Origin of the sequence: Salinivibrio siamensis, assembly GCF_001996005.1 — a bacterium.
GTDB classification, from domain to species: domain Bacteria; phylum Pseudomonadota; class Gammaproteobacteria; order Enterobacterales; family Vibrionaceae; genus Salinivibrio; species Salinivibrio siamensis.
In genome coordinates this window covers 12,642-35,309 of record NZ_MUFB01000013.1, presented here as the reverse complement: position 1 = coordinate 35,309, position 22,668 = coordinate 12,642, and the positions used below count along the sequence as shown (strand labels likewise).

The following is a 22,668-nucleotide window of genomic DNA, read 5'->3' as shown; positions in this document are numbered from 1 at the left end:
ATGTGGCTAACCACAATCAATCACACCTTCGCCCGCGCGCTTACCCCACTGCAACCGCTACTTCTTCTGGTGGGTCGCGTCTATGTAGCGTGGATTTTTTTTCAATCCGGGCTGATCAAATACCAAAATTGGGACAGCACCCTATACCTGTTCGAGTATGAGTATCAAGTGCCGTTGCTGCCGTGGCAGCTGGCCGCTTATTTAGGGACCGCGGCGGAGCTGATTTTGCCGATATTTGTTGCTTTGGGCCTGCTCGCACGGCCAATGACGTTGGCGTTATTTGTGTTCAACATCGTCGCGGTCGCCTCCTATCCACTGCTATGGGAGCGTGGCTATGATGACCACATAATGTGGGGCGTGATCTTGTTGGTGGTCAGTGTGTGGGGGCCGGGGTGGCTTAACCTCGATAACTGGCTAGCCCGCAAACCAAGCGGCACCCATTAGCGGTGCCGTTGCTGAATAAGGGTATCGAGCTCAGATAAATCGTCGATCGCCACATCCGGTAAGGTGCGTCCTTTATGCATCATGGGGGATTGGCGCTCTGGGCGGATCCAACATGCTTGCATGCCCGCTTGGCGCGCGCCAGCTACATCCGAACTTAAGTGATCGCCCACATGTAAAATACGCGCCGGGGCGATGCCTAAGGCCTGCGCAGCTTTATCAAACATCTCTGGACTCGGCTTGGCCGCCCCGTGTTCACCGGCACGGAAAATATGCTGGAAAAACGGCGTCAGGCCAATCGCATCGGTGTCGACGTTACCGTTGGTGATGGCCACCAATGGCAGTTTCTCGGACCAGGCTTTTAAGTAAGCCAAACTTTGCGCCGGCGGGGTAAAATCACTGCGATATCCGCAAAAGAGGGTGGTCGCCGCTTGGGCTTGTGCGCGCGCCTTCTCCGCGGTTAAACCAACATGTTCACCGGCAAGCGTCAGCTGGGCAACCCGCATCGCGGTAACATCAAAGCGTTGGGCAGGGTTCTCATCACGGGCTTGGCGGCGAAATCCCGCAAGGGTCGCTTTATCAAGCGCGGCGAGCGGCGGGCAGTGCTCGCCCAAGTAGTCGTTTAGCGCCGCCTCCGCACGTGCGATCACCGGCCAGTTATCGTACAAGGTATCATCCAAGTCAAAACTCACCGCATCAAACGCGTTTAAGCGACGATAAAATTTCATATCACGACTCCGAGTTGTTTTTTTTACCTGCACGAGGTTTGCTAGCCTCTGTGCTGCGGGCACGGGGATGCGCCGCGTCATACACTTTCGCCAAGTGTTGAAAGTCCAAATGGGTATAGATTTGTGTGGTACTTAAATCGGCATGGCCGAGAAGCTCTTGCACTGCGCGCAAATCCCCGGACGACTCCAGCATGTGAGTGGCAAAACTATGACGCAGTTTGTGAGGATTAATGTGGCTATTCACCGCCTGCTTTTGTCCCCACTCCGCCATACGTTTTTGCACGCTACGGTGCGAAATTCGCTGGCCAAGTTTAGAGATAAATAGCGCCTCTTCTGGCCCTTTGAGGAGCTGGTTACGCACTTTCAGCCAGTTCATTACCCAGGTTTTGGCCATGCCGGAAAAAGGCACGATGCGCTCTTTTTCCCCTTTACCGGTGACACGCAAATCCCCTTTACGTACCGAGACATCACGCACGTTTAAATCAACCAGCTCGGCTAAACGCAATCCTGCGCCATACATCAGCTCCATCATCGCCCGATCACGCACCGACAGCGGGTCGTCTTGATCCACCTCGAGCAGTTGATTCATTTCATCCACATCAAGGTTTTTCGGCAACTGACGCCCTTGCTTAGGCGCGGCGACCCCTTTGGCCGGATTAGCCGCGAGCTGCTCGGTGAGAACGAGGTAGTCGAAAAAGCTGCGCAGTGCGGACAGCCGCAACGCAATACTGCCCGGTTTAAGGCCATCGCGTTTGGCTTGGCTCGAAATTTGTCGCACCCAATCCGCATCCACGTCTTGCCAATGGGCGATACCCCGCGCGGTCAGAAAGTCGACAATCTTATCTAACTGGCGCTGATAATTGCGTTGCGTATGGGCACTAAGGCCCCGTTCGCTGAGCTGATATTGATAAAAGCGGTCGAGCGGGACCGTCAGTGAACGGGGAGCAGCTTGGTCAGGCGTTACCGCTGTCACTGACGCTCACCCTTTTTCGCCCATTGGCTGCATAATATGGCCAAGTGCGAGGCCAGCTGTTCGATAAAAAGGGTGTCCATGTCTGGCTGAAAGTGCCCGCCATCTGCGCTCGCAAAGCTCAACAGTCCCCACTCTTTGCCTTCCCCTTTAATCGGTACCAGCGCAAAAGAGCCTAGCTCCGGTGGCGTTGCCATCACCGCTTCCGCATCCACACGGCGTAAGCGCCCAAGATAGCAACGACGACCAGCAAAATGATGGCTTTTTAATTGATCCACCGCCTGACGCGACATGGTCTGCAGCCCGTCGATAGGCGCATACACCCGCAAGCTAACGGTGAGTTGCAGTTGCTCGCTAAGTGCCGTTAACGCCGCTTGCACCGACTGTGGCGTGTTAGCACGCAACAGTGCCTGATGCGCTTCAGCAAAAGCACGGAAAAGGGCATCGTTTTTCGCCCCCAGGCTCATCAGCTGGGTAATGTCTTCTTCCAACTCCGCCACCCGCTCACGCAGGCGCTTAAGTTGAATTTCCACCAGCGATACCGCGCCTTGCTCACCGTGTGGCACGGTCAGCTGCGTCAGCAAATCGCGGTGACGAGTAAAAAAGTCTGGATTGTCTTTTAAATACGCCGCCACCGCCTCGTCGCTCAGTGGCATGGTTTCCAGAGTCGAGGCTTCTACCCCATCATTCATAATTGCAATTGTCCATCAAATACATGTGTCGCTGGGCCTGTCATTGATAAGGGATGGCCCGGCCCGCGCCAGCGAATGCGTAGATCTCCACCGGGTAAACTCACCGTTACTTGCTCATCAAGCACGCCTTGTATAATCCCGACCGCAACCGCGGCACACGCGCCACTGCCACAGGCTTGGGTTTCGCCGGCACCGCGTTCGTACACTCTAAGCTTAATCGCATTGCGGGAAAGGATCTGCATAAAGCCGGCATTGACCCGCTCAGGGAAGCGTTCGTGACTTTCAAGTAACGGCCCCAAGGTGTCCACGTCGGCGTGGTCGACATCCTCAACCACGGTCACCACATGCGGGTTGCCCATGCTCACGGCGCCAACAAATAAGGTCTGCTCTGCCACCCGCATTAGGTAGGTTTTCTCTTGTGAGTTAGCACGAAACGGAATTTTCCCCGGTGTGAAGACCGGCTCGCCCATGTTCACGCGCACCTGGTTGTCGTTTTCAATGTGCAGCAGCACTTTACCCGCTTGGGTGCTCACGCTGATCTGATGCTTATTAGTCAGGCCTTTCATTCGCACAAAGCGCGCAAAGCAGCGCGCACCGTTTCCGCATTGCGAGACTTCCGATGCGTCAGGGTTAAAAATGCGGTAGTGGAAGTCCGTCTCGGGATCGTAAGGCGGCTCCACGACCAATAGCTGGTCAAACCCGACGCCACGCTGGCGATCAGCCAGACGCCGAATCAGATCCGGCGAAAAGAACGCGTTTTGCGTGACACAGTCAACCACCATGAAGTCGTTGCCCAGCCCGTGCATTTTTGCAAACTGTACCTGCATGCCAATCCTTATTCTGGTAGGCGCTGTTCAAGCTGCCATAACGACGCCAAGTTCTCGCGCTCGCGCACAAGATGTACCTGGTCGCCATCGACCATCACTTCGGCAGGACGGCAGCGTGAGTTATAGTTTGACGCCATCACAAAGCCATACGCGCCGGCTGAGCGCACCGCCAGCAAATCGCCTGCTTCTAACACCAGCGAGCGATTTTTACCTAAGTAGTCACCCGTTTCACACACCGGGCCAACCAAATCATAGGTTTGCGGTTCACCGTCGCGCGGCACCACAGGGATGATCTCTTGATAGGCTTGATACAGGGACGGACGAATTAAGTCGTTCATCCCCGCATCGATAATGGCAAAGTTTTTGTGCTCACTGTGCTTGAGGAATTCGACCTTGGTCAGCAACACCCCTGCATTGGCAGCAATCGCACGGCCCGGCTCAAAAATCAGCTCAAGATGACGATGATTGTCCAAACGCGCCAACAGCGCTTTGGCATATTCCGATGGCTGCGGCGGTTTCTCGTCGCTGTAGGTCACGCCTAAGCCGCCACCCACATCGAGATGGCGAATAGAAATGCCTTCATCGCCCAAAGTATCAATCAGCGCCAGCAAACGGTCAGTGGATTCAATAAAAGGCGCTAGCTCGGTTAACTGCGAGCCGATATGGCAATCAATACCTTCGACTTTAAGGTGTGGCAAGCTGGCCGCATAACGGAAGCTCGTCAGCGCTTGATCAAAGGCAATGCCAAACTTATTGTCTTTCAACCCGGTAGAAATATAAGGGTGAGTATTGGCATCCACATCGGGGTTAATACGCAGCGATATCGGCGCTTGCACACCCAACTCGCCCGCCACTTGGTTTAAGCGATCGAGTTCAGAGTGTGATTCCACGTTGAAGCACTTGATGCCTACTTCCAGCGCACGACGCATCTCTGCGGCCGTTTTGCCCACGCCAGAAAACACCACTTTCGCGGGATCACCACCGGCGACGAGCACGCGCTCAAGCTCACCTTGAGAGACAATATCAAACCCTGAGCCCAAGCGTGCCAGCACATTTAATACGCCAATATTGGCGTTCGCTTTAACGGCATAACACACCAAATGCGGGTGGTCGCCCACGGCGCGATCAAACGCGTGCCAATGGCGCTCAAAGGTGGCACGCGAGTATACGTACAAGGGCGTGCCGTGGTCGTGGGCCAGTTGGGTCAAGGGCAGTGATTCAGCCCACAGCTGGCCGTCGTCCTGATAATTGAAATAGTCCAAGGTGCTCTTCCCTGTCGTCGTTGGTTATTGATTTTGCGTCGGTTGTTGGTCCGGATAATACAGGGGCCCTTGTTGGCCACAGCCGGTCAGTGTCATGATGCCAGTGAACATCAGTAAAATGACGAGTTTTCGCATAGTGAATGCCAGTGATTATCGAGTCAATGCCCTCTATAATCGCATCACAACCATGAAAAGCAATAGGATGTAACGGGATGAACACAACGGAATATCATCAGTTGGTCGATTTACAAATGCAGGCCATTGAAGAAGGTATCGATGACTCAGGCGCCGACATCGATTATGAGAGCGTTGGCAACGTGATGACGCTGGAGTTCGATGATGGCAGCCAGATCATCATTAATCGCCAAGAGCCCATGCAAGAAATTTGGGTGGCGTCAAAAAGTGGTGGGTTCCACTTCGCCCTCAAAGACGGCGAGTGGACCTGCAGCAAAACCGGCTTGATCCTGATGGATTTAGTTCAGCAAGAGTGCAGCAAGCACGCTGGCGAACCTATTTCTTGGTGATACATGGTCACGCATAAGCGCCCGCGGCTCGGGCGCTTATGCTCACTTAAATGATGCGACTTGCCCGGTAAACCCGCCTTGAGAAGGCGGACGTGGTGGCTGCCACTGACCATCACATTTAAAGGGCAAGGCTTGGGTGTCGCCCCCGTCATCGGTGACAATCTGATAAAACTGCGGCAAATTAAAGTTAATGAAATTCGCGCTGTAGCTGTAACGGTCGTGGGACGAGGTATAAAAACGGTTTACGCCCTGTACCATTTCGGTTTTATCCCCGCTGCACTGGCGATACACTTCCACCCGATTGTTCTCGTCGAGAATATAGAGGTTGTAACCATTGGTACAATCTTCAAAGAAAAACTGTACTAAGCCCTCGCTGGCATACGCATCCACGACTTCCGGCGGATGCACATCCTGCGGATTATCCACCACCATCACTGGCGTGCCGTTTACCTTGTTGGTGGAAATACAGCGATAAAAGTCGACCGAGTTTTCCAACCGCTGGACTGACACACCACGACGCTCAAAGAACAAACCATGAGTTTGCTTGCCGATGCGTAAGGCTTTAAAACGACGACGCTTCTCTTTTTCAACCGGCTTTAAACGTAATTCAATGCACTCAGCCACCAGTTGGTAAACCAAGTTTCGGATTAAACCGCGCATTTTGCTCGAATAACAGAACACATCGACTGACTCAGGCGGCACCGCATCTTGGTGCATTTTACCCAACATGGTTTTTAGCGCTTCCAAAATGGCATCGTCGCCACGGTAATTGAGCGTGCGCACTTCGTTCCATGAGTTGCGGTAAACGAGGTCAACACTCCCCACCAAGCAGGTTTGTTCAGGGCCATAGCTAAAAATATCGCTATTTTTAAAATCAAAGCGCATCGACGGCTTTTTGTAGGCTGATGTTGGATCGTGCTCCAGGTTGACAAACAAGGCGAGCTGACGGATTTCGCATGGGCTCGACAACGCATCCAGCGTCGGACGTGGAGGGTTGAGCGAGAAGGTATTACGAATATCACTGACCAGCTGATACAAGGTATCAATATCAACATCGGCGTCGCGTACCACGGTATCCAGGCGTGTAGACTCTGTTAGCAGCCCATTGAAAAATGCCCAAGCGACCAGCTTGGAGAGGTAGCTGTTGTGCTCAAGTGGGGCGCGACCGATGATATCGACCGGATCAAGCGAGTGCTTATACAAATACCATCCCGGCGCATTAGTACGCCCCTCCGGTACTTGAATAAAGGTGAGATCCGGTTCGTGTAAGTCTGGCGAAATTTGCGGGTTGAGCAAGGTGACTTTACCCGGCAACTCTTCAAATGCCGCGTAGAGCTTGCGGGCGAGAATGCTGATGTCTTGCGGGCTAATCGCGGATGTAATGTCGTTACGGCGCGCAAAGCGGATCAGGTTCCGATAACTTTGCATCAAAGCATCAAGCAATTCATTGTGGGCGTGCTGTACTTCCTCGACTTTCCAATGGCGACGATTATCGAGATACGCCAATGCCTGTTCATCCCAGCCCCACTCACGCGCCAATAAGCGCAGCACTTCGCGGCGCCAAGCGACCGAACCAGTCGCTGGGGACTGGGTCAATTTCTCATGGGTTTTAAGGTAAAAACAACGACGAACCAAATCTAAACGGCGCGTGTCACCAATCGACTCCAAGTAACGGGTGACTTTTTCCAGCATCAGATAATAAGCATCAGATTGATACACATCGACCCAGCCTGCATAGAAGCGGCGTTTGCCATCCACACTCAAAAGCTGGGTGCCGGGATACTGCCACGAGTACGCCTCGAGCAAAATCGCTTTGAGCACCGACTTATACGGCGAATCAATGCTTTTATACAGCTGCCACAAACTCGAGCCAAAATATTCTTCGGCCGGGATGGTCGGCAGGCCGCCAAAATCGACCCAATCACGACGGTCAAGGCCATGTTCAGCTACCAGTGTGTCGACGTACTCTTCATAACAGCCTTCCATCTCTGGTGGTACCATGTACCACAACAGCTTTTGCCCGGCGAGTCGCATAGAGGAGCGATAAAACTCGTCCAGCAAAAGGAAATGCTGGCTGGTGCCACAGTTATCGCTGGTCATCGCTTGGGAGAGATGATGACGAAAGCGCCCCTCACAAACCACAAAAAAATTGGCTTCTATCCCTTGGCTTAACGCCCATTCCGAGATCGCCATGCATTTGGCATCAAGCTTATCGCGCTGAGCGGCCGTTACAGAGGCATCGATACACACCCAAATATCGAGATCACTGGTGAGGCTTTGCCCCATCGAGCCGGTACTGCCCATGGTATACATGCCTTTGATCGGATGGCGCTCACGACCTTCCACGCAGGCGGTTAAAGAAGAGAAGCGGGTGTTTGAGTGGATCAGGCAATCAGAGACAAACTCTCGTTGTGTCTCATCGAGCGCGTAATCAGCAATACCGAAAGGCACGCTGTCGCCACAAAACCCGGGTAATGCGGGGTGATTTAGATGTAAAAGCACTGGCAGCACATCAAAGATAGCTTGCGCCTGACGGCTCATCGCGGACCGCGCGCGATCCATTCTCACGCGGTTAAACGCTTCTATGCGCTCAGTTTGCTGTTCTACGTATGTTTGCAAGGCAATCATCCAGATTCGTTGACATCCCGGTCAACAGGTCGACGTTACTGTCTTCACCGTATCCGCCCAATTGCAGATAACAAAACGTGATCAATGTAACACTCTCGACAACTCGGGTAAAGCCAATAACCCCGATGCCTGTGTGGTGGTATCAACATCGCACTATAGGTGCTTTTTGAGACCAATATCAACTTTTTTGCTCTACTACCTTAGTCGTAAGTCAGCCATATTGCCGCCTTCAGATCTCATTATTTGCGCAAATAATACGCTACCGATCACATTTTTTCACCTATATGACCATAACGCCGTCATAAATCGCCAAACCGCATGGCAGAGATTACGAGTCGTCCAGCGCCAATGTTACGATGGGTGTTATGAACCAAGAAGGAAAACAAACCATGTACTCAACGCCTGTACGCATTGCCACGCGCAAAAGCCCTTTGGCTCTCTGGCAAGCTGAATTTGTTAAAGACGCATTAGAGCGCTCTCACCCGGGGCTATCGGTTGAACTGGTGCCGATGGTCACGAAAGGTGACGTGATTCTGGACACGCCTTTGGCGAAAATCGGTGGTAAAGGCTTGTTTATTAAAGAGCTTGAACAAGCCATGCTCGACGGCCGCGCAGACATTGCGGTGCACTCAATGAAAGATGTCCCGGTTGAATTCCCCGAAGGATTAGGGCTGGTCACGATTTGTGAACGCGGCGACCCACGTGATGCCTTTGTCTCCAATCACTACGACAGCATTGACGACTTACCTGAAGGCGCGGTGGTAGGTACCTCTAGCCTGCGCCGCGAGTGTCAATTGCGCGAGCGTCGTCCTGATCTGGTCATTAACACATTACGGGGCAACGTGGGGACACGCCTCGGTAAACTCGATGACGGCCAGTACGATGCGATTGTCCTCGCTGCCGCCGGCTTAAAACGATTAGGCTTGAATGAGCGGATCCGTAGCGAAATCCCACCAGAAGTCATTCTCCCTGCCGTCGGCCAAGGTGCCGTGGGGATTGAATGCCGATTGGATGATGAGCGCATTCGCACTTTACTCGCGCCTTTGTCTGACGCCAGCACCACCGAGCGCGTATTGTGTGAACGAGCAATGAATAACCGACTCGAGGGCGGCTGTCAGGTGCCGATTGGCAGCTATTCAGAAATTCAAGGCGATAAAATCTGGCTACGTGCGTTAGTCGGCGAGCCCGACGGCTCCACCATTTTACGCGCCGAAGTGACAGGGCCTTTGGAAAAAGGTGAGCAGCTCGGTACCGATTTAGCAGAGCAACTTCTCGCCCAAGGCGCGCGGCAAATCCTGGATAAACTTTACCAAGACGACGCATGACCATTGTTGTTGTTCGCCCCGAGCCAGACTGCAGTCAGTTAGTCGCCCTACTCGCCCAGCAAGGGCTAGCGGCGATCCCCTGTCCACTGGTCAGTTTTACGCCGGGGCGAGGCTTACCGTCTCTGGCCAGTCTGCTCGTCTCACTGCCTTCCGGTAGCATCTTGGTCGCAGTGAGCCCGCGCGCCGTGGCATTTGCTCATCAAGCCTTGCAACACCAAAACGGGGGGTGGCCTGTTGACTGTCACTACGTCGCGGTTGGACAACGCACTGCCAACGAGTGGCAGGCCGTCTCAGGGCAGCCTATCTTGACCCCCACCCGTGAAGACAGCGAAGGCATGCTTACACTTGCTCCTTTTAGTGCCGTGACAGGGACGCAAGTGGTGATTCTGCGCGGGGAGAGTGGACGCGATATGATGGGGCAAACGTTACAAGCACAAGGCGCACAAGTTCACTATTGCGAGACCTATCGGCGACAATGGGCGATTGAGCCTTTAGTATCGCAAGTAGTAAGCTGGCCGCATGACGCTATCGACACAGTCGTTATCACCAGTGGCCAACAATTAGCCTACTTTGATCAACTTATCACACTGAGCGGACAGCACTGGCTGCGCCAATGCCGTATACTGGTGCCCAGTAAAAGGATTCAAGATCAAGCCACTGCGCTTGGTTTTGACACGATTACGACCGTTGACAGCGTGGCCAATGATGCACTGGTTAACACGCTGCTCAGGTTAAGTAAAACGGGACTTTCGGATGACTGACAACAAAAATACCGACACCAAACAAAGCAAGGCCACCACGCCATCTTCACCCAAGACCCACGCTACAGATGCGCCGGCGCCTGAAAAAGCCAGCCAAACCTCATCGGGGGGACGTGGCGGCATATTACTCGGCGCTATCGCCATCGCATTAGCCCTCGGCTCCAGTGGCTGGGTATTTTATCATGGCCACCAGCAAGCCACCGTGTTGCAAAACACCGTATCCGCGCAACAATCTCATATCTCGCGCCTTGAACAAGATCTTAACCAACAAAAGCAAGCGGCAGAAAAAGCGCGAGAGCAACTGAAAGCCACCACTCAAACACGTTTGAACCAGCAGGACAGCAGTTTATCTAGCTTGCAAAAAGCCGTCGCTGAAGTGAAAGGCCGACGTCCCAATGACTGGTTACTGGCAGAAGCTGACTATCTGATCCGAATGGCTGGGCGTAAAATTTGGCTCGAACAAGATGCACAAAGCGCCACTGCCCTGATGGAAGCGGCCGATCACCGCATTGCTCAGCTCAACGACCCGTCCTTGATGCCGATTCGCCAGGCGATGGCTGACGATATCACCGCGTTAAAGGCGGTGAAACGGGTTGATAGAGATGGGATTGTACTGCGCTTGACCAGCATGCAACAGCGGGTCGAAAACCTTCCGCTTGCCAGCGCGGTCATTCCCGACGCCGAGGCGGTGGACACGCCTATTGTCTCTGAGTCAGTGAATGACTGGAAAAGTAATCTCACCACTTCAGTCAAAGACTTTGTCGATAACTTTGTCACCTACCGCAAACGTGACGGCAACGTGGTGCCCTTGTTATCACCCACCCAAAGCTACTACCTGCAAGAAAATTTAAAAAACAAACTCGATCAAGCGATGCGCGCCGTGTATGAAGGCAATGATACCCTGTATCACGAAGCGCTAGAGATGGGAAAAGACTGGACACTGCGCTTTTATAATCAAGACGCCAATGCCACTCGCCGCTTTGTCGAGCAGCTTGACGAGCTGAACCAACAAACCATTGGCGTCGACCTGCCGCAAAAACTGAAAAGCCAGTCGCTAGTCAGTGATGAAATTAATACCCGACTGCGTCGAGACATTGCACCGCTGACAGGAGGCCAATCATGATTAGATTGCTTTTGCTCGTCCTTGTGCTGGCGGCAGGGCTGGTGGTTGGCCCTCAATTAGCCGGACAGCAAGGTTATGTTTTGATCTCCGCGGCAGAACAAACACTGGAAATGAGTGTTACCACCTTGTTGGTACTGATTGGCATGTTAATCGCGGTATTATGGGCACTGGAGTGGCTACTGAGAAAGCTTTTATCCATCAGCAGCACCGCAACAGGCTGGTTATCCGGCCGTAAGCAACGCAAAGCGCGCCAACAAACCCAAACTGGCTTAATTAAGTTACGCGAAGGGGAGTGGAAAAAAGCCGAAAAACTCCTCGCCAAAGCCCGGCCTCACAGCGATGCGCCTATGCATAACTTATTGGCTGCCGCGGAGGCGGCACAACAGCGACAAAACCTGCAGGCTCGCGACCAATACCTTCAGCAAGCTGCTGATCTTAACGCCAATAGCTTAGCTCTCGCCCTGACTCGTGCGCAGCTCCATAGCCAAAGTGGTCAGCACGAAGAAGCCTTGGCCTCGTTGCGTGCGATTAAACGTCAGCATCCTCGCAACCCGGTGATGCTGGCGCTGCTAAAAGACACCTATATTCACCTCGAAGATTGGTCAGCGCTTCTTAACCTTCTGCCCACCTTGAAAAAGGCTCAACTGCTTGATCATGAGCAATTTGATGCCCTACACGAGCGAGCTGAGCTAGGTGTAATGGCCCATGTCGCCAGTCAACAAGGCACCGAGGGACTGCTGGCGCATTGGAACCAACTCCCTAAAGCCAAACGCAACCAGCCTTCACTCTTAGCGGGGTTAGTCAAACATCTGGCGGCGCGCAATGCCGACTCAGAAGCCTACATTCTGCTACGCGAGGCCTTGAAAAAGCGCACCGATGATCGCTTGATTGCCCTGATCCCGACGCTAAACTTGCCAGATAACTACCCCGCGGTGGTGATGCTGGAAGAGTTGCTCACGCAAGATAGCCGCAACCCTGTACTTCACAGCGCCCTTGGGCAACTGCTTATGCAGTCGGGAAAATGGCAAGATGCGCGCAGCCACTTTGAGAAAGCCCTGGAGTATCGTGCCGACGTCACCGACTATGCGTATTTGGCTGATGTGTTGGATAAGCTTGATCAGGGGAAAGCCGCGAGTGATGTCTCACGTACAGCGTTAAAGTTAGCACTGCCTGAACAACCTCCCGCGGCATAGTATTTCCGCCAGCCGAAAAGGCAGTCAGTCAATTGCCTTCGAATGAGAAAAAACGCCCCGCACTGCGGGGCGCCTTATTATTGCGGATAGCAACTACCGCTTTTTACACAAGACATTGAGCGCCGCATCGGCGTTACGTGTCACCACTTTGCCACTTCGAGCATCTACGCCCTTGGCGCCTTGTACCCAGTACGGTAAGCGCATGGGGAGCTGATCTGTCGCCTGCGCCACTTGCACCAATTCCTGCTGGGAGGCCAACACCATCCCTTCACGTTGACAGCGGGGTGCCGCCTGCGCATAAGGGACACGCAACCAACTCATGGATTTTTCGGTGTATTGCTTATCGCCAGCTTCTGGCTCTGGTAAGCCAAAATGGCTCAAGGTAATCGCCGTTTCCATCGGCGCCGACTTTTCAGCTCCCGAAGTCGATTGGGTTTGAGACAGCGGCGGTAAGCGGATCACGGCCGGTTGCGACAATGGCTGACGGGTTTGTCTTAATACCGCCTGCTTGGTTGGCCCAAATTGACGAACCCGTTTTAGCACCAACTGAGCCACGTCTAGGTTAGGATACGGACCAATTAAGCAACGTCCTCGGCCCTCACGCACCTGCACTTGAAACGGCAAGTCCGGTAAGCCTTGACGCAGAGACTGATAGAATTGGCGTGATGGCACGCCTTGCGTGGCGCCGCATTGCACCCAAAACGCCGTGCTCTGCGGATCCGGAGATTGATTGCCCCACAACCCTTGTCCGATATCACATGTCTCGCCAATGATTGGCCAGCCTTGTTGGCGGTCGATAATGGCGCAAGGGTTCTGTTCTGCGCGCACTGGCGCACTAATTGCCCACATTGCTACCACACTGACAGCCAAACCTCGCCACCGCCCCATGAGTCGCTCCCTTGATAATCTAATCTGCTCAGCTTAAGCAAAGTCACACATTGACTCAAGCAAGGGATCACCAAGCTGTCAGACAGCCATCAAAAAAAATGGCTGCGAACGCAGCCATTTTCCTTACCCTTTGTAGATTTTGGGATTGAAAACATCTCGTAGCCAATCGCCGAGCAAATTGATCACTAGCACCAGTAAAACCAGCACAATGCCTGGGAAGGCGGTTATCCACCACGCGCCGGAGAAAATGTAATTAAAACCGATGCTGATCAATGAGCCCAGTGATGGCTGATCGACAGGCATCCCCAGCCCCAAGAAAGACAGTGCCGCCTCAGACATAATCGCATTGGCAACCTGCACGGTTGAAATCACCAAGATGGGCGACAAGCAGTTGGGAAGAATATGACGGAACATGATCCGTGGCGAGCGGAAACCCATCACTCGCGCTGCTTCCACATATTCTTTTTTCTTTTCTGCCAGGACAGAGGCACGAATGGTCCGCGCATACTGTGGCCACTCGGCAATCCCGATAATCACCACCAGCATTAAAATCGCGTATTGGCTATAAAACTCACTGCCAAAGCTGGCTTTAAAAATCGCTGAGACAATAATAGCGACCATCATGGTCGAGAAAGACAGCTGGATATCGGCGATACGCATAAAAAAGCTATCAATGCGGCCACCAAAATAGCCGGCACTCAGACCAATCACCGTCCCCAGAATCAACTGCAGGCCGACGGCACACAAACCTATGGTCAAAGAGATCCGCAAACCATAAATAATGGTCGACAAAATATCTCGCCCTTGGTTATCCGTGCCGAGCAAAAAGCGCGGATCGCTCCACTCCATCCAGACAGGGGGGAGCTCAGAGTCCATAATATCAATCGCCATTAAATCATAGGGATTGGTTGGGGACACTAAGGGCGCAAAGACCGCGAGCAATAAGAACACCATGAAAATGGTGAAGCTAGCGATCGCCACCTTGTCACGCTTAAAGTGGTAGAAGAAGTCAGAGTCCAAGAAGCGCTGCCAACGGCTTGGTGTTGTATTCGCTTGTGTCATCGCTTACGCCTCCTTGCCGGTTAAGTTAACCGTTGGGTTAATCAAGCCATACAGCAGATCGACAATGGTGTTGGTCACCACAAAGATCAGCCCGACGAAAATCACGTAAGCGGTAATCAACGGTGTATCTACACGGTTAATCGCTTCAAGGAACAAAAAGCCCGTCCCCGGCCACTGAAAGACGGTCTCGGTCAAAATGGTATACGCAATCATGGTACCGATTTGCACACCACCAACCGTTACCACCGGCAGCATGGTGTTCTTCAGCGCATGCTGATAATAAACCTTGTTTTCGGGCAGCCCTTTAGCACGTGCAAATTTCACATACTCGGTTCCCAAGGCTTCCAGCATTTCAGAGCGCACCAAGCGAATGAACAAAGGTAGCATGATGGATGCCAGCGACACGGAGGGCAGCACCAAATGCGCTAAGCCATCCAGGGTGAAAAAGCCGGACTCCCAGCCAAGCCAATTGGCCGTTTCTCCACGCCCATAAGAAGGCAGCCAGCCCAACTCAATCGAGAAGACATACATGAGCATAATCGCGGTCAAGAAGACAGGTATCGAGATACCCACGATACTAAAGCCCATGATTATCTTGGTGAGCATGCTATTGGGGTGAATCGCCGAGTACACCCCGAGTGGAATCGACACCACGACAATGATCAGTGCCGCCCCCGCCACGAGTTCTAGCGTTGCCACCAATTTATCTAAAATGACGTCCACGACTGGACGCTTAAAGAAATAAGAATTGCCTAAATCCCCTTGTAGGGCCTTGCCTACAAAGCGGGTATATTTGGTTAAGAAGGGATCGTTAAGCCCCATTTCATCACGCAGCGCATCACGCTCCGCTTCTGATACTGATTGCCCCACCAGCTCCCGCAAGGGGTCGCCGAGGTTGTCTTGGATAGCAAACGCCACCAGACTGATGACAAACATCACAATCAGTGCCTGTACCAGACGTTTGACTAAAAACGTTACCATGTGTGCCTCTAAGCGATTGGATAATCAGGGCCCCAGCGGTTGGGGCCCTGTTTTAGTCCATTACTCGACCACTAGATCGCCGAAGTAAGGGAAGTTCATACCGTTAACGATCGGCTCGATGTTAACGTTATTTTTGGCTGCCCATGATGGATCTTGCCAGTGCAGAGGTAAGAAAGCCGCTTCGTCATACAGGATCTTCTCGACCTTTTGCAGCATCGCACTACGCTTTTCCAGATCCGTTTCTGAGTTGGCTTCCATCACCAGCTTATCCACTTCGCTGTTCGAGTAGTGGCCACAGTTATACTGACCCTTACCGGTGTCCGCATCACGTGTCATGGTGAGGAACTCGGTGAAGTTGGCAGAATCTTCTGTATCTGGGTGCCAACCGATCATCTGCATGCCCGCTTCGCACTTATCAAACTCAGGCCAGTACTGCGCTTTTGGCATGGTTTGCAAGTCAACCTTGATACCAATTTTCGCCATCATTGCCGCCACCGCTTGAGCGATTTTTTCATCGTTCACGTAACGGTTGTTAGGGGCAATCATGGTGATTGAGAAACCATCTGGGTAACCGGCCTCTTCCATCAGTTTTTTCGCTTTCGCCAGGTCATAACGTGGCTCGAGATCAGGATTATAGCCTGCATACCCGACTGGGCTTTGCTGGCTCGCGGGCGTGGCCGCCCCTTTCATGATCTTCTGCGCGATACCTTCGTTGTTGACCGCATAAGCCACCGCTTGGCGAACACGTGGATCTTTAAACTCATCCACCACACTCTGGTTCATTTGGAAGGTGATGACCCGCGTCCCTGGCATGGTCACCAATTGCAGCTCGTCGGCACGTTCGATACGGCGATAGTCGTTAGGAGAAACAGGCGCAATCATGTCGACATCACCAGACAGCAGCGCCGCGACGCGGGTGGCATCTTCTTTGATCGGACGCAGCGTGATGTTATCCACATTGCCTTCGCTGTCTTTGTCCCAGTAATTCTCATTACGGTCAAACTCGACAACCACGCCTTGTTCACGTTCGTCAACCACATACGGCCCGGTGCCTGACAGGTGTGTCGACGCATAGGTTGAGCCATTTTTCTTCAGCTCAGATTTATCACGGCCGTCTTCTGTCTCACCACTGTAGAACTTGCTGTCCATCGGGAACACGTAGGTCATGACGTTTTCTACCAGCGGGTAGGTACCGTCCGTCACCACATCCACCGTGTGCTCGTCGACTTTTTTGATATCAACGATTGGGGTGAAAATCCCTTTAAAGTCGGGGGATGATTTCAAACGATCAAAGGTCCACACCACATCGTCGGCAGTAAACGCGTTTCCGGAATGGAACGTCACGCCTTCGCGAAGATTGAAACGCACGGTTTCATTATCGATACGCTCCCAAGACGTGGCGAGGCGAGGCTCAAAGTCCATCTCTTGGGTAAAGCGGACCAAGGGGTCGAAGACCATGTGTGATAGCTGTAGCGTACCACCGGAAAGCTGCTCATGAGGGTCCAGTGAAACCGGATCCGCATCATACGCGACGGTGATATCTGCAGCCGCGGCACTAACGCTCAGGCCGGCGGCCATAAGCGCCACGGCAATCTTGCTCTTCATTGTTTTCATTGCATAGCTCCTTTATGCGTAGGGGTTGCCCCCTGCTGTGTTTGCATCATGGATGAGGTGCGGCGCAATGCCGCGTCGACATAGCGTGCTATGCCGGTTGCAAACCTTCCGTGCTCATTCCCTTAAACTCTGGCATCAATGAGATAAGCTGACGGCTATATTCGTGTTGTGGGTTAGTAAACAGTTGCTCTGTCGGTGCCACTTCTAACAGCTGGCCTTTGCGCATCACACCAATGCGGTCACACATTTGGCGAATCACCGGCAAATCGTGACTGATAAACAACATGGTGAGATTGAGCTCGTCCTGCAGATCTTTGAGCAGGTTCAAAATTTGCGCTTGTACTGACACATCCAACGCGGATGTCGGCTCATCGCAAATCAGTAAACGCGGACGCGTCGCCAATGCGCGAGCAATCGAAATACGCTGGCGTTGCCCCCCAGAGAACTCGTGCGGATATTTAATCCCTGCGCCGCGACCCAGGCCAACGTGATCAAGCAAGTCGCCGACGATTTGGCGGATTTGAGACTCGCTTTCGGCCAAACGGTGAAAACGAATGGGCTCAGCGATAATGTCGTAAATCTTCATCCGTGGGTTCATGGATGAATACGGGTTTTGAAACACCATTTGCATTTGGCGACGAATAGGACGTCGGGCGCGTTCGTTTTTAATCGCGGTCAGATCGATATCTTCAAAAATGATTTGCCCCGTGTTGGGCGGATAAAGCCCGGTGATCGCGCGCGCAATGGTCGACTTTCCTGAGCCCGACTCACCGACAAGACCAAAGGTTTCCCCCTCAACCACGTCAAAGCTGACATGATCAGAGGCTTGGACGTATTCGCGGCGGCTCGCAAAGAGAGAATCCTTAGTAATAAAGCGCAAGGACACATCTTTCACCTGCAGTAGCGGACCGCTGTAAGCGCGCTGATCTTGGCTTTGCCCCAGCCAGTGATTCTTGACATCAAGCTCAAGGGTTTCACCGGCTTCCTCGATATAATTGACCAGCGGAAAGCGGTCCAGCTTGATATCAGAGCGTGGCACCGCTGAAATGAGACTTTGCGTGTAAGGATGCTGAGGCTCACCTAACACCTGCTGGGTGGTGCCTAGCTCCACCAAATCACCACGATACATCACCGCGACACGGTCGGTCACATTGGCGACCACGCCCATATCATGGGTGACCAGCATACAGCCAACATTTTTCTTTTGGCATAAGTCGCGGATGAGGTTAAGGATTTGATCTTGGATGGACACATCCAACGCCGTGGTCGGCTCATCGGCAATGATGAGATCCGGCTCCCCGGCCAGCGCAACCGCAATCACCACGCGCTGACGCATCCCGCCGGAAAACTGATGGGGGTATTGTTTGATGCGCAGCTCTGGCTCAGGGATCCCCACCTGCTCCATTAAATTAAGCGCGCGCTGATAGGCCTGTTGCTGCGTCACATTCAAGTTGGTCAAAATGGTTTCGGTAAGCTGCTGCTCGACCGTAAACAGCGGATTCAGGGAGGTCATCGGGTCTTGAAAGATAAACCCAATTTTATCACCGCGCACTTTGCGCATTTCGTTGGGGGTTAGCCCGGAGATTTTTTTACCGTCCAGATACACATCGCCACTGGCAATGCGACCCGGCGGACTGAGCAAATCAATCACGGCATTACCGACCGTGGACTTGCCCGCCCCAGACTCACCCACCACGCCAACAATCTCACCGCGCTCAATCGTTAATGACAATGACGTCACGGCGGCGTGAACGCCATGGCGAGACGGGTACTCTATTCGTAGATTATTTACTTCTAGCAGTGACATTTTTCATCCTTGATATCGTCTTAGGTGACGATCGACTTCCTTACCAAAACAAGGTGATATGATCTTGCCTCGGAGAGATGCGGATTTAATCTGGCAAACATTTCACAAAAAATCAACATCACAGCAGAAAATGCCATAATGACACAGTCGGCTCGAATATTCATTCACTTGGCTACGATTGTGTACCCAAGCGTCAAACAAAAAATACACTTCATATCATAAAGATATAAGGTATTACGCTTTCCCCTGTTTTAAAGCAAATCGCGCATAGAATAAAGCAAAGTTATTTAACAGCGTGTAAACAATGACAGCGATAAGCACCAAAAAAAACGCATTTATCGAGTTAATTGATTACTTAATAAATGAAAGGCAGTTTTTTGAACCACACAATGATAGGTATAGCAGTCACATCAAAAGGTGTGGTTTTTATTGCTGATTGGTGACTTTTTATCTATCAGAATCTTGATAGAGTTCTAATTTCTGCATTTTATCCTCTCTCAACGTCGCCACGTAGAGAAAAGAATCATCAACACGTACTCGCAAAGCGATATAAAGTCACCCTATTACAGGGGAAGCTTGAGGAGTAAAGACATGGTCATAGGGAGGAGGGCCAAACAAAAAAACCCCAGCCATTAGGCTAGGGTTTGTAATAGTGGTCGGTGAAGAGGGATTCGAACCCCCGACCCTCTGGTCCCAAACCAGATGCGCTACCAAACTGCGCTATTCACCGACATATTCGCTGTGAGCGAAAATAATGGGGTGGCTGACGGGACTTGAACCCGCGACAACTGGAATCACAATCCAGGGCTCTACCAACTGAGCTACAGCCACCACTGATTTTTTGCCAATTACCTTTATCCCCGGAATGGCGCGCCCGACAGGATTTGAACCTGTGACCTTTGGCTTCGGAGGCCAACACTCTATCCAACTGAGCTACGGGCGCTTGCCCCGTTGGCGGTGACGAATATTACGGATATCACCACCAGCCGTCTAGCACTTTTTTTAATTTTTTTACTGACTGGTCTCTTTTTCAACAAATTGCGTAGAAATCGTCAGTAAGGTCTCTACTATAACGGTTTAACGTAACAATCTAAAGCGCTATAATCACCTAATCTTTACACGGAGTTAACCCAGCAACGTTGGCAAATCCGTTAAGACGAGACTGACAGGCCGCAACCGAATCACCCTTGATTGATTCACCCCCTTAGGTTGGCGGCAAATAAGATAAAAAAGGCGTTAAGCCACCAGTAATGTGGGAGTGTCATTGTGAGCGCAAAGGGAAAAAGTCTAGGTCAAATTATGGTTGCCACCGTGGCGGCCCTGTTATTTGCTTCTGCTGCGCAAGCGCTAGAAGTGTCTGAGCAAGAAAAAGCCGCTATTGCTGAACGCATTGCCCCGGTTGGTGATGTGTATATTGACGGCGAAGCGCCAACGCAAACCGCCGCCGCAGAGCCGAGTGGCCCACGCAGCGGCGAGCAGGTCTACAACACCTACTGCACCGCGTGTCACGGCACAGGCGCAGCCGGCGCGCCCAAAACAGGCGATGCCGCCGCTTGGGGGCCACGTGTCGATAAAGGCATGGAAACGCTGACCACGCACGCTATCAACGGCTTTAATGCGATGCCTGCCAAAGGGACGTGTATGGATTGCTCGGATGATGAGATTGTGGCGGCTATCGAGCACATGCTCGACGCACTTTAATACCGCCACGCAACCCGTGTGACAATAACGCCGCCCTTGCGGCGTTATTTGTTTTTATCCAGCATGGCTTTTAGGTTGGCGATCGCGGCTTGCCCTTTCTCCATCCGCTCTTCTTGTGAAACAGGCTTTCTTTGCGACTCCCACTCCACATCGTCAAAAGGAAGTTCTTCCAGGAAGCGGCTTTGCTGAGGTTTAATCACTTCACCAAATTGACGCCGTTCTCGACACACTACAAAGGTCAGCGCCTTTTGCGCACGAGTCAGTCCGACATAAGCCAAACGCCGCTCTTCATCGATATTGTCTTCATCAATGCTCGACTGATGCGGCAATAAACCTTCTTCCATGCCAATCAGGTAGACATAAGGAAATTCGAGCCCTTTGGAGGCATGCAAGGTCATCAACTGGACTTGGTCTGCGTCATCATCGTCTTCCCCCCGCTCCATCATGTCACGTAGTGTAAGGCGCTGAACCACCTCTCTTAAGCTGCGTTCGACCTGATCGGGGTTATCACCTTCTAAGTCGGCGACAATCCAACTATAAAGCTGTGAGACGTTTTTCATCCGCATTTCAGCCACTTTAGGGCTTGAAGACGTTTCGTACAGCCACTCTTCGTAGTGAATGTCACGCAAAAGCGCCCTCACCGCCGCCACGGTATCGCCTCGCTCGGCTTGATCGGATAATTCTACCACCCAGCGGGTAAACGCTTGTAGCGACGCCAAACCACGTCCCGATAAATGTTGACTTAGCCCGAGCTCGAAGCTTGCCGCAAACAAGCTCTTTCCGCGTTGGTTGGCATAACTGCCGAGTTTCTCTAACGTCACAGGGCCAATCTCACGTCGTGGCGTGTTAACGACTCGCAAGAACGCGTTGTCATCATCGGGGTTCGTGAGCAGGCGCAGATAGGCCATGATATCTTTGATTTCTGCACGTGAGAAAAACGACGTCCCACCCGAGATCTTGTAAGGAATGCGGTTTTGCATCAGCGCTTTTTCGATTAAACGCGATTGGTGGTTTCCGCGATAAAGGATGGCGTAATCTTTGTATTGGGTACGTCCGAGAAAACGATGGCCTATCAGCTCGCCGACCACGCGCTCCGCCTCATGTTCTTCATTATTGGCCGTCAATACTTTGAGCATGTCGCCATCAGGTAAAGCAGAAAATAAGGTCTTTTCGAATACATGGGGATTATTGGCAATCAAGATGTTGGCCGCGCGGAGGATGCGACTGGTTGAGCGGTAATTTTGCTCCAACTTCACCACGTGCAAACGCGGAAAGTCTTGCTGAAGATACACCAGATTTTTCGGCTGAGCCCCTCGCCACGAGTAAATTGACTGATCGTCATCCCCGACCACCGTGAAACGTGCACGCTCACCCACTAGCAGCTTCACTAACTGATATTGGCTGGTGTTGGTATCTTGATATTCATCGACCAATAAATAACGAATGCGCGCTTGCCACCGCTCGCGTACGGCTTGGTTTTGGCTAAGTAGCGCGACCGGCATCAAAATGAGATCATCAAAATCCAGCGCGTTATACGCACGCATTTGTTTTTGGTAGCGCGCGTAACAGGCGGCAAACAGTTGATCACGCTCGCCTTGCGCCTGAGCCAGTGCTTCATCCGGCCCCAACATGGCATTTTTCCAGTTGGAAATGGTATGCACTAACTGACGGAGCAAATCTTTATCGTTATCCAACTCTTGTTCGGTCAGGGCTTTTAACAAAGCTAATTGGTCTTGATCATCAAACAGCGAAAAGCCTGCCTTGAGCCCCAAGGTTTTATATTCTCGCCGAATGATATTGAGGCCCAAGGTATGAAAGGTCGACACCATCAAACCACGCGACTCTTGCTTTCCTAAACTTTGTGCTACCCGCTCTTTCATCTCGCGTGCCGCTTTGTTGGTAAAGGTTACCGCAGCGATATGGCGCGCTTTATAGCCACATTGCTGAACCAAATAGGCAATTTTATGGGTAATGACACGTGTTTTTCCCGAGCCGGCCCCTGCCAAGACCAAGCAAGGTCCAGAGATATGTCGTACGGCATCGGATTGCGCGGGGTTAAGTTTCATGGTGACAACACCTCATCAGTGGCTGAATGAGCATTGTAGAGCGAATCCAACTGATGTCTATCTCACCGCAGCAGA

At 52.2% G+C, this 22,668-nt stretch carries 21 protein-coding genes and 3 tRNA genes; 7 read left to right on the top strand and 17 right to left on the bottom strand.

The window, feature by feature from the left end; translation table 11 throughout:
* Window positions 1-444, top strand: coding sequence for a DoxX family protein (locus tag BZG73_RS08530; RefSeq protein WP_077668099.1), 444 nt, complete (start codon window positions 1-3; stop codon window positions 442-444).
* Here BZG73_RS08530 and BZG73_RS08525 read toward each other — a convergent pair.
* The 6 genes from BZG73_RS08525 to lptM are packed head-to-tail and all read right to left on the bottom strand — an operon-like array spanning window position 441 to window position 5,055.
* A complete protein-coding gene (locus tag BZG73_RS08525; RefSeq protein WP_158075287.1) occupies window positions 441-1,169 on the bottom strand; it encodes an HAD-IA family hydrolase in 729 nt (242 codons plus the stop codon). The genes BZG73_RS08530 and BZG73_RS08525 overlap by 4 nt on opposite strands.
* A gap of 1 nt (window position 1,170) precedes the next feature.
* Complete coding sequence (gene xerC, locus BZG73_RS08520; RefSeq protein WP_077668097.1) at window positions 1,171-2,142, bottom strand: tyrosine recombinase XerC; 972 nt, start codon at window positions 2,140-2,142, stop codon at window positions 1,171-1,173.
* On the bottom strand, window positions 2,139-2,831 hold the full coding sequence (locus tag BZG73_RS08515; protein ID WP_077666769.1) for a DUF484 family protein: 693 nt from the start codon (window positions 2,829-2,831) through the stop codon (window positions 2,139-2,141). Before BZG73_RS08515 ends, xerC begins: the two co-directional genes overlap by 4 nt.
* Window positions 2,828-3,658 carry a diaminopimelate epimerase gene (gene dapF, locus BZG73_RS08510; RefSeq protein WP_077668096.1) on the bottom strand — a complete coding sequence of 277 codons (831 nt, stop codon included), beginning with the start codon at window positions 3,656-3,658 and terminating at the stop codon, window positions 2,828-2,830. Before dapF ends, BZG73_RS08515 begins: the two co-directional genes overlap by 4 nt.
* 8 nt (window positions 3,659-3,666) lie before the next feature.
* Window positions 3,667-4,920 carry a diaminopimelate decarboxylase gene (lysA, locus tag BZG73_RS08505; RefSeq protein WP_077668095.1) on the bottom strand — a complete coding sequence of 418 codons (1,254 nt, stop codon included), beginning with the start codon at window positions 4,918-4,920 and terminating at the stop codon, window positions 3,667-3,669.
* A 24-nt stretch (window positions 4,921-4,944) separates the two neighbouring features.
* Window positions 4,945-5,055 carry an LPS translocon maturation chaperone LptM gene (lptM, locus tag BZG73_RS15960; RefSeq protein ID WP_046074471.1) on the bottom strand — a complete coding sequence of 37 codons (111 nt, stop codon included), beginning with the start codon at window positions 5,053-5,055 and terminating at the stop codon, window positions 4,945-4,947.
* A gap of 77 nt (window positions 5,056-5,132) precedes the next feature.
* Here lptM and cyaY point away from each other — a divergent pair, with 77 nt between their 5' ends.
* Complete coding sequence (cyaY, locus tag BZG73_RS08495) at window positions 5,133-5,444, top strand: iron donor protein CyaY (protein WP_046074472.1); 312 nt, start codon at window positions 5,133-5,135, stop codon at window positions 5,442-5,444.
* Between the two features lie 42 nt (window positions 5,445-5,486).
* On the opposite strand, the gene BZG73_RS08490 is transcribed toward cyaY, so the two are convergent.
* Window positions 5,487-8,072 carry a class I adenylate cyclase gene (locus tag BZG73_RS08490; RefSeq protein ID WP_077579519.1) on the bottom strand — a complete coding sequence of 862 codons (2,586 nt, stop codon included), beginning with the start codon at window positions 8,070-8,072 and terminating at the stop codon, window positions 5,487-5,489.
* Window positions 8,073-8,461: 389 nt separating this feature from the next.
* On the opposite strand from BZG73_RS08490, the gene hemC reads away from it, so the two are divergent.
* Genes hemC through BZG73_RS08470 form a run of 4 tightly spaced genes read left to right on the top strand, consistent with a single transcriptional unit; the run spans window position 8,462 to window position 12,474 of the window.
* On the top strand, window positions 8,462-9,397 hold the full coding sequence (hemC, locus tag BZG73_RS08485; RefSeq protein WP_077668094.1) for a hydroxymethylbilane synthase: 936 nt from the start codon (window positions 8,462-8,464) through the stop codon (window positions 9,395-9,397).
* The gene (locus BZG73_RS08480; RefSeq protein ID WP_077668093.1) at window positions 9,394-10,158 is read left to right on the top strand and encodes a uroporphyrinogen-III synthase; all 765 of its coding nucleotides are present in this window, start codon (window positions 9,394-9,396) and stop codon (window positions 10,156-10,158) included. The genes hemC and BZG73_RS08480 overlap by 4 nt, the downstream gene beginning before the upstream one ends.
* Window positions 10,151-11,281, top strand: a complete 1,131-nt coding sequence (locus tag BZG73_RS08475) for a uroporphyrinogen-III C-methyltransferase (protein WP_077668092.1) — start codon at window positions 10,151-10,153, stop codon at window positions 11,279-11,281. The genes BZG73_RS08480 and BZG73_RS08475 overlap by 8 nt, the downstream gene beginning before the upstream one ends.
* The gene (locus BZG73_RS08470) at window positions 11,278-12,474 is read left to right on the top strand and encodes a heme biosynthesis HemY N-terminal domain-containing protein (protein WP_077668091.1); all 1,197 of its coding nucleotides are present in this window, start codon (window positions 11,278-11,280) and stop codon (window positions 12,472-12,474) included. The genes BZG73_RS08475 and BZG73_RS08470 overlap by 4 nt, the downstream gene beginning before the upstream one ends.
* A 93-nt stretch (window positions 12,475-12,567) precedes the next feature.
* On the opposite strand, the gene BZG73_RS08465 is transcribed toward BZG73_RS08470, so the two are convergent.
* The 9 genes from BZG73_RS08465 to BZG73_RS16340 form a co-directional block, all read right to left on the bottom strand.
* On the bottom strand, window positions 12,568-13,362 hold the full coding sequence (locus BZG73_RS08465; RefSeq protein WP_046074477.1) for an SPOR domain-containing protein: 795 nt from the start codon (window positions 13,360-13,362) through the stop codon (window positions 12,568-12,570).
* 123 nt (window positions 13,363-13,485) lie between these two features.
* Window positions 13,486-14,424, bottom strand: a complete 939-nt coding sequence (locus BZG73_RS08460; RefSeq protein WP_077579522.1) for an ABC transporter permease — start codon at window positions 14,422-14,424, stop codon at window positions 13,486-13,488.
* Window positions 14,425-14,427: 3 nt separating this feature from the next.
* Window positions 14,428-15,405 carry an ABC transporter permease gene (locus BZG73_RS08455; protein ID WP_046074479.1) on the bottom strand — a complete coding sequence of 326 codons (978 nt, stop codon included), beginning with the start codon at window positions 15,403-15,405 and terminating at the stop codon, window positions 14,428-14,430.
* A 60-nt stretch (window positions 15,406-15,465) separates the two neighbouring features.
* Complete coding sequence (locus BZG73_RS08450) at window positions 15,466-17,019, bottom strand: ABC transporter substrate-binding protein (protein ID WP_046074480.1); 1,554 nt, start codon at window positions 17,017-17,019, stop codon at window positions 15,466-15,468.
* A gap of 88 nt (window positions 17,020-17,107) precedes the next feature.
* On the bottom strand, window positions 17,108-18,826 hold the full coding sequence (locus tag BZG73_RS08445) for an ABC transporter ATP-binding protein (RefSeq protein ID WP_046074481.1): 1,719 nt from the start codon (window positions 18,824-18,826) through the stop codon (window positions 17,108-17,110).
* Between the two features lie 653 nt (window positions 18,827-19,479).
* Window positions 19,480-19,556, bottom strand: a tRNA-Pro gene (locus BZG73_RS08440).
* Window positions 19,557-19,581: 25 nt separating this feature from the next.
* Window positions 19,582-19,657, bottom strand: a tRNA-His gene (locus tag BZG73_RS08435).
* A 35-nt stretch (window positions 19,658-19,692) separates the two neighbouring features.
* Window positions 19,693-19,769: transfer RNA gene (locus tag BZG73_RS08430), tRNA-Arg, on the bottom strand.
* Between the two features lie 404 nt (window positions 19,770-20,173).
* Complete coding sequence (locus BZG73_RS16340) at window positions 20,174-20,263, bottom strand: hypothetical protein (protein ID WP_369795697.1); 90 nt, start codon at window positions 20,261-20,263, stop codon at window positions 20,174-20,176.
* Between BZG73_RS16340 and BZG73_RS08425 the strand changes: the two genes are divergently transcribed.
* Complete coding sequence (locus tag BZG73_RS08425) at window positions 20,234-20,527, top strand: c-type cytochrome (RefSeq protein ID WP_369795698.1); 294 nt, start codon at window positions 20,234-20,236, stop codon at window positions 20,525-20,527. The genes BZG73_RS16340 and BZG73_RS08425 overlap by 30 nt on opposite strands.
* Window positions 20,528-20,571: 44 nt before the next feature.
* Here the strand turns inward: BZG73_RS08425 and rep are convergent, their stop codons facing one another.
* A complete protein-coding gene (gene rep, locus BZG73_RS08420) occupies window positions 20,572-22,593 on the bottom strand; it encodes a DNA helicase Rep (protein WP_046074483.1) in 2,022 nt (673 codons plus the stop codon).
* Window positions 22,594-22,668: the final 75 nt, after the last annotated feature.

What these genes read in the sequence shown, in the direction of transcription:
- BZG73_RS08475 (WP_077668092.1), top strand. Translation starts at nt 10,151, where the DNA reads ATGACTGACAACAAAAATACCGACACCAAACAAAGCAAGGCCACCACG.
- BZG73_RS08480 (WP_077668093.1), top strand. Translation starts at nt 9,394, where the DNA reads ATGACCATTGTTGTTGTTCGCCCCGAGCCAGACTGCAGTCAGTTAGTC.
- lptM (WP_046074471.1), bottom strand. Translation starts at nt 5,055, where the DNA reads ATGCGAAAACTCGTCATTTTACTGATGTTCACTGGCATCATGACACTG.
- BZG73_RS08515 (WP_077666769.1), bottom strand. Translation starts at nt 2,831, where the DNA reads ATGAATGATGGGGTAGAAGCCTCGACTCTGGAAACCATGCCACTGAGC.
- BZG73_RS08445 (WP_046074481.1), bottom strand. Translation starts at nt 18,826, where the DNA reads ATGTCACTGCTAGAAGTAAATAATCTACGAATAGAGTACCCGTCTCGC.
- hemC (WP_077668094.1), top strand. Translation starts at nt 8,462, where the DNA reads ATGTACTCAACGCCTGTACGCATTGCCACGCGCAAAAGCCCTTTGGCT.
- BZG73_RS08460 (WP_077579522.1), bottom strand. Translation starts at nt 14,424, where the DNA reads ATGACACAAGCGAATACAACACCAAGCCGTTGGCAGCGCTTCTTGGAC.
- dapF (WP_077668096.1), bottom strand. Translation starts at nt 3,658, where the DNA reads ATGCAGGTACAGTTTGCAAAAATGCACGGGCTGGGCAACGACTTCATG.
- BZG73_RS08490 (WP_077579519.1), bottom strand. Translation starts at nt 8,072, where the DNA reads ATGATTGCCTTGCAAACATACGTAGAACAGCAAACTGAGCGCATAGAA.
- BZG73_RS08450 (WP_046074480.1), bottom strand. Translation starts at nt 17,019, where the DNA reads ATGAAAACAATGAAGAGCAAGATTGCCGTGGCGCTTATGGCCGCCGGC.
- BZG73_RS08465 (WP_046074477.1), bottom strand. Translation starts at nt 13,362, where the DNA reads ATGGGGCGGTGGCGAGGTTTGGCTGTCAGTGTGGTAGCAATGTGGGCA.
- BZG73_RS08525 (WP_158075287.1), bottom strand. Translation starts at nt 1,169, where the DNA reads ATGAAATTTTATCGTCGCTTAAACGCGTTTGATGCGGTGAGTTTTGAC.
- cyaY (WP_046074472.1), top strand. Translation starts at nt 5,133, where the DNA reads ATGAACACAACGGAATATCATCAGTTGGTCGATTTACAAATGCAGGCC.
- rep (WP_046074483.1), bottom strand. Translation starts at nt 22,593, where the DNA reads ATGAAACTTAACCCCGCGCAATCCGATGCCGTACGACATATCTCTGGA.
- BZG73_RS08455 (WP_046074479.1), bottom strand. Translation starts at nt 15,405, where the DNA reads ATGGTAACGTTTTTAGTCAAACGTCTGGTACAGGCACTGATTGTGATG.
- BZG73_RS08470 (WP_077668091.1), top strand. Translation starts at nt 11,278, where the DNA reads ATGATTAGATTGCTTTTGCTCGTCCTTGTGCTGGCGGCAGGGCTGGTG.
- BZG73_RS08530 (WP_077668099.1), top strand. Translation starts at nt 1, where the DNA reads ATGTGGCTAACCACAATCAATCACACCTTCGCCCGCGCGCTTACCCCA.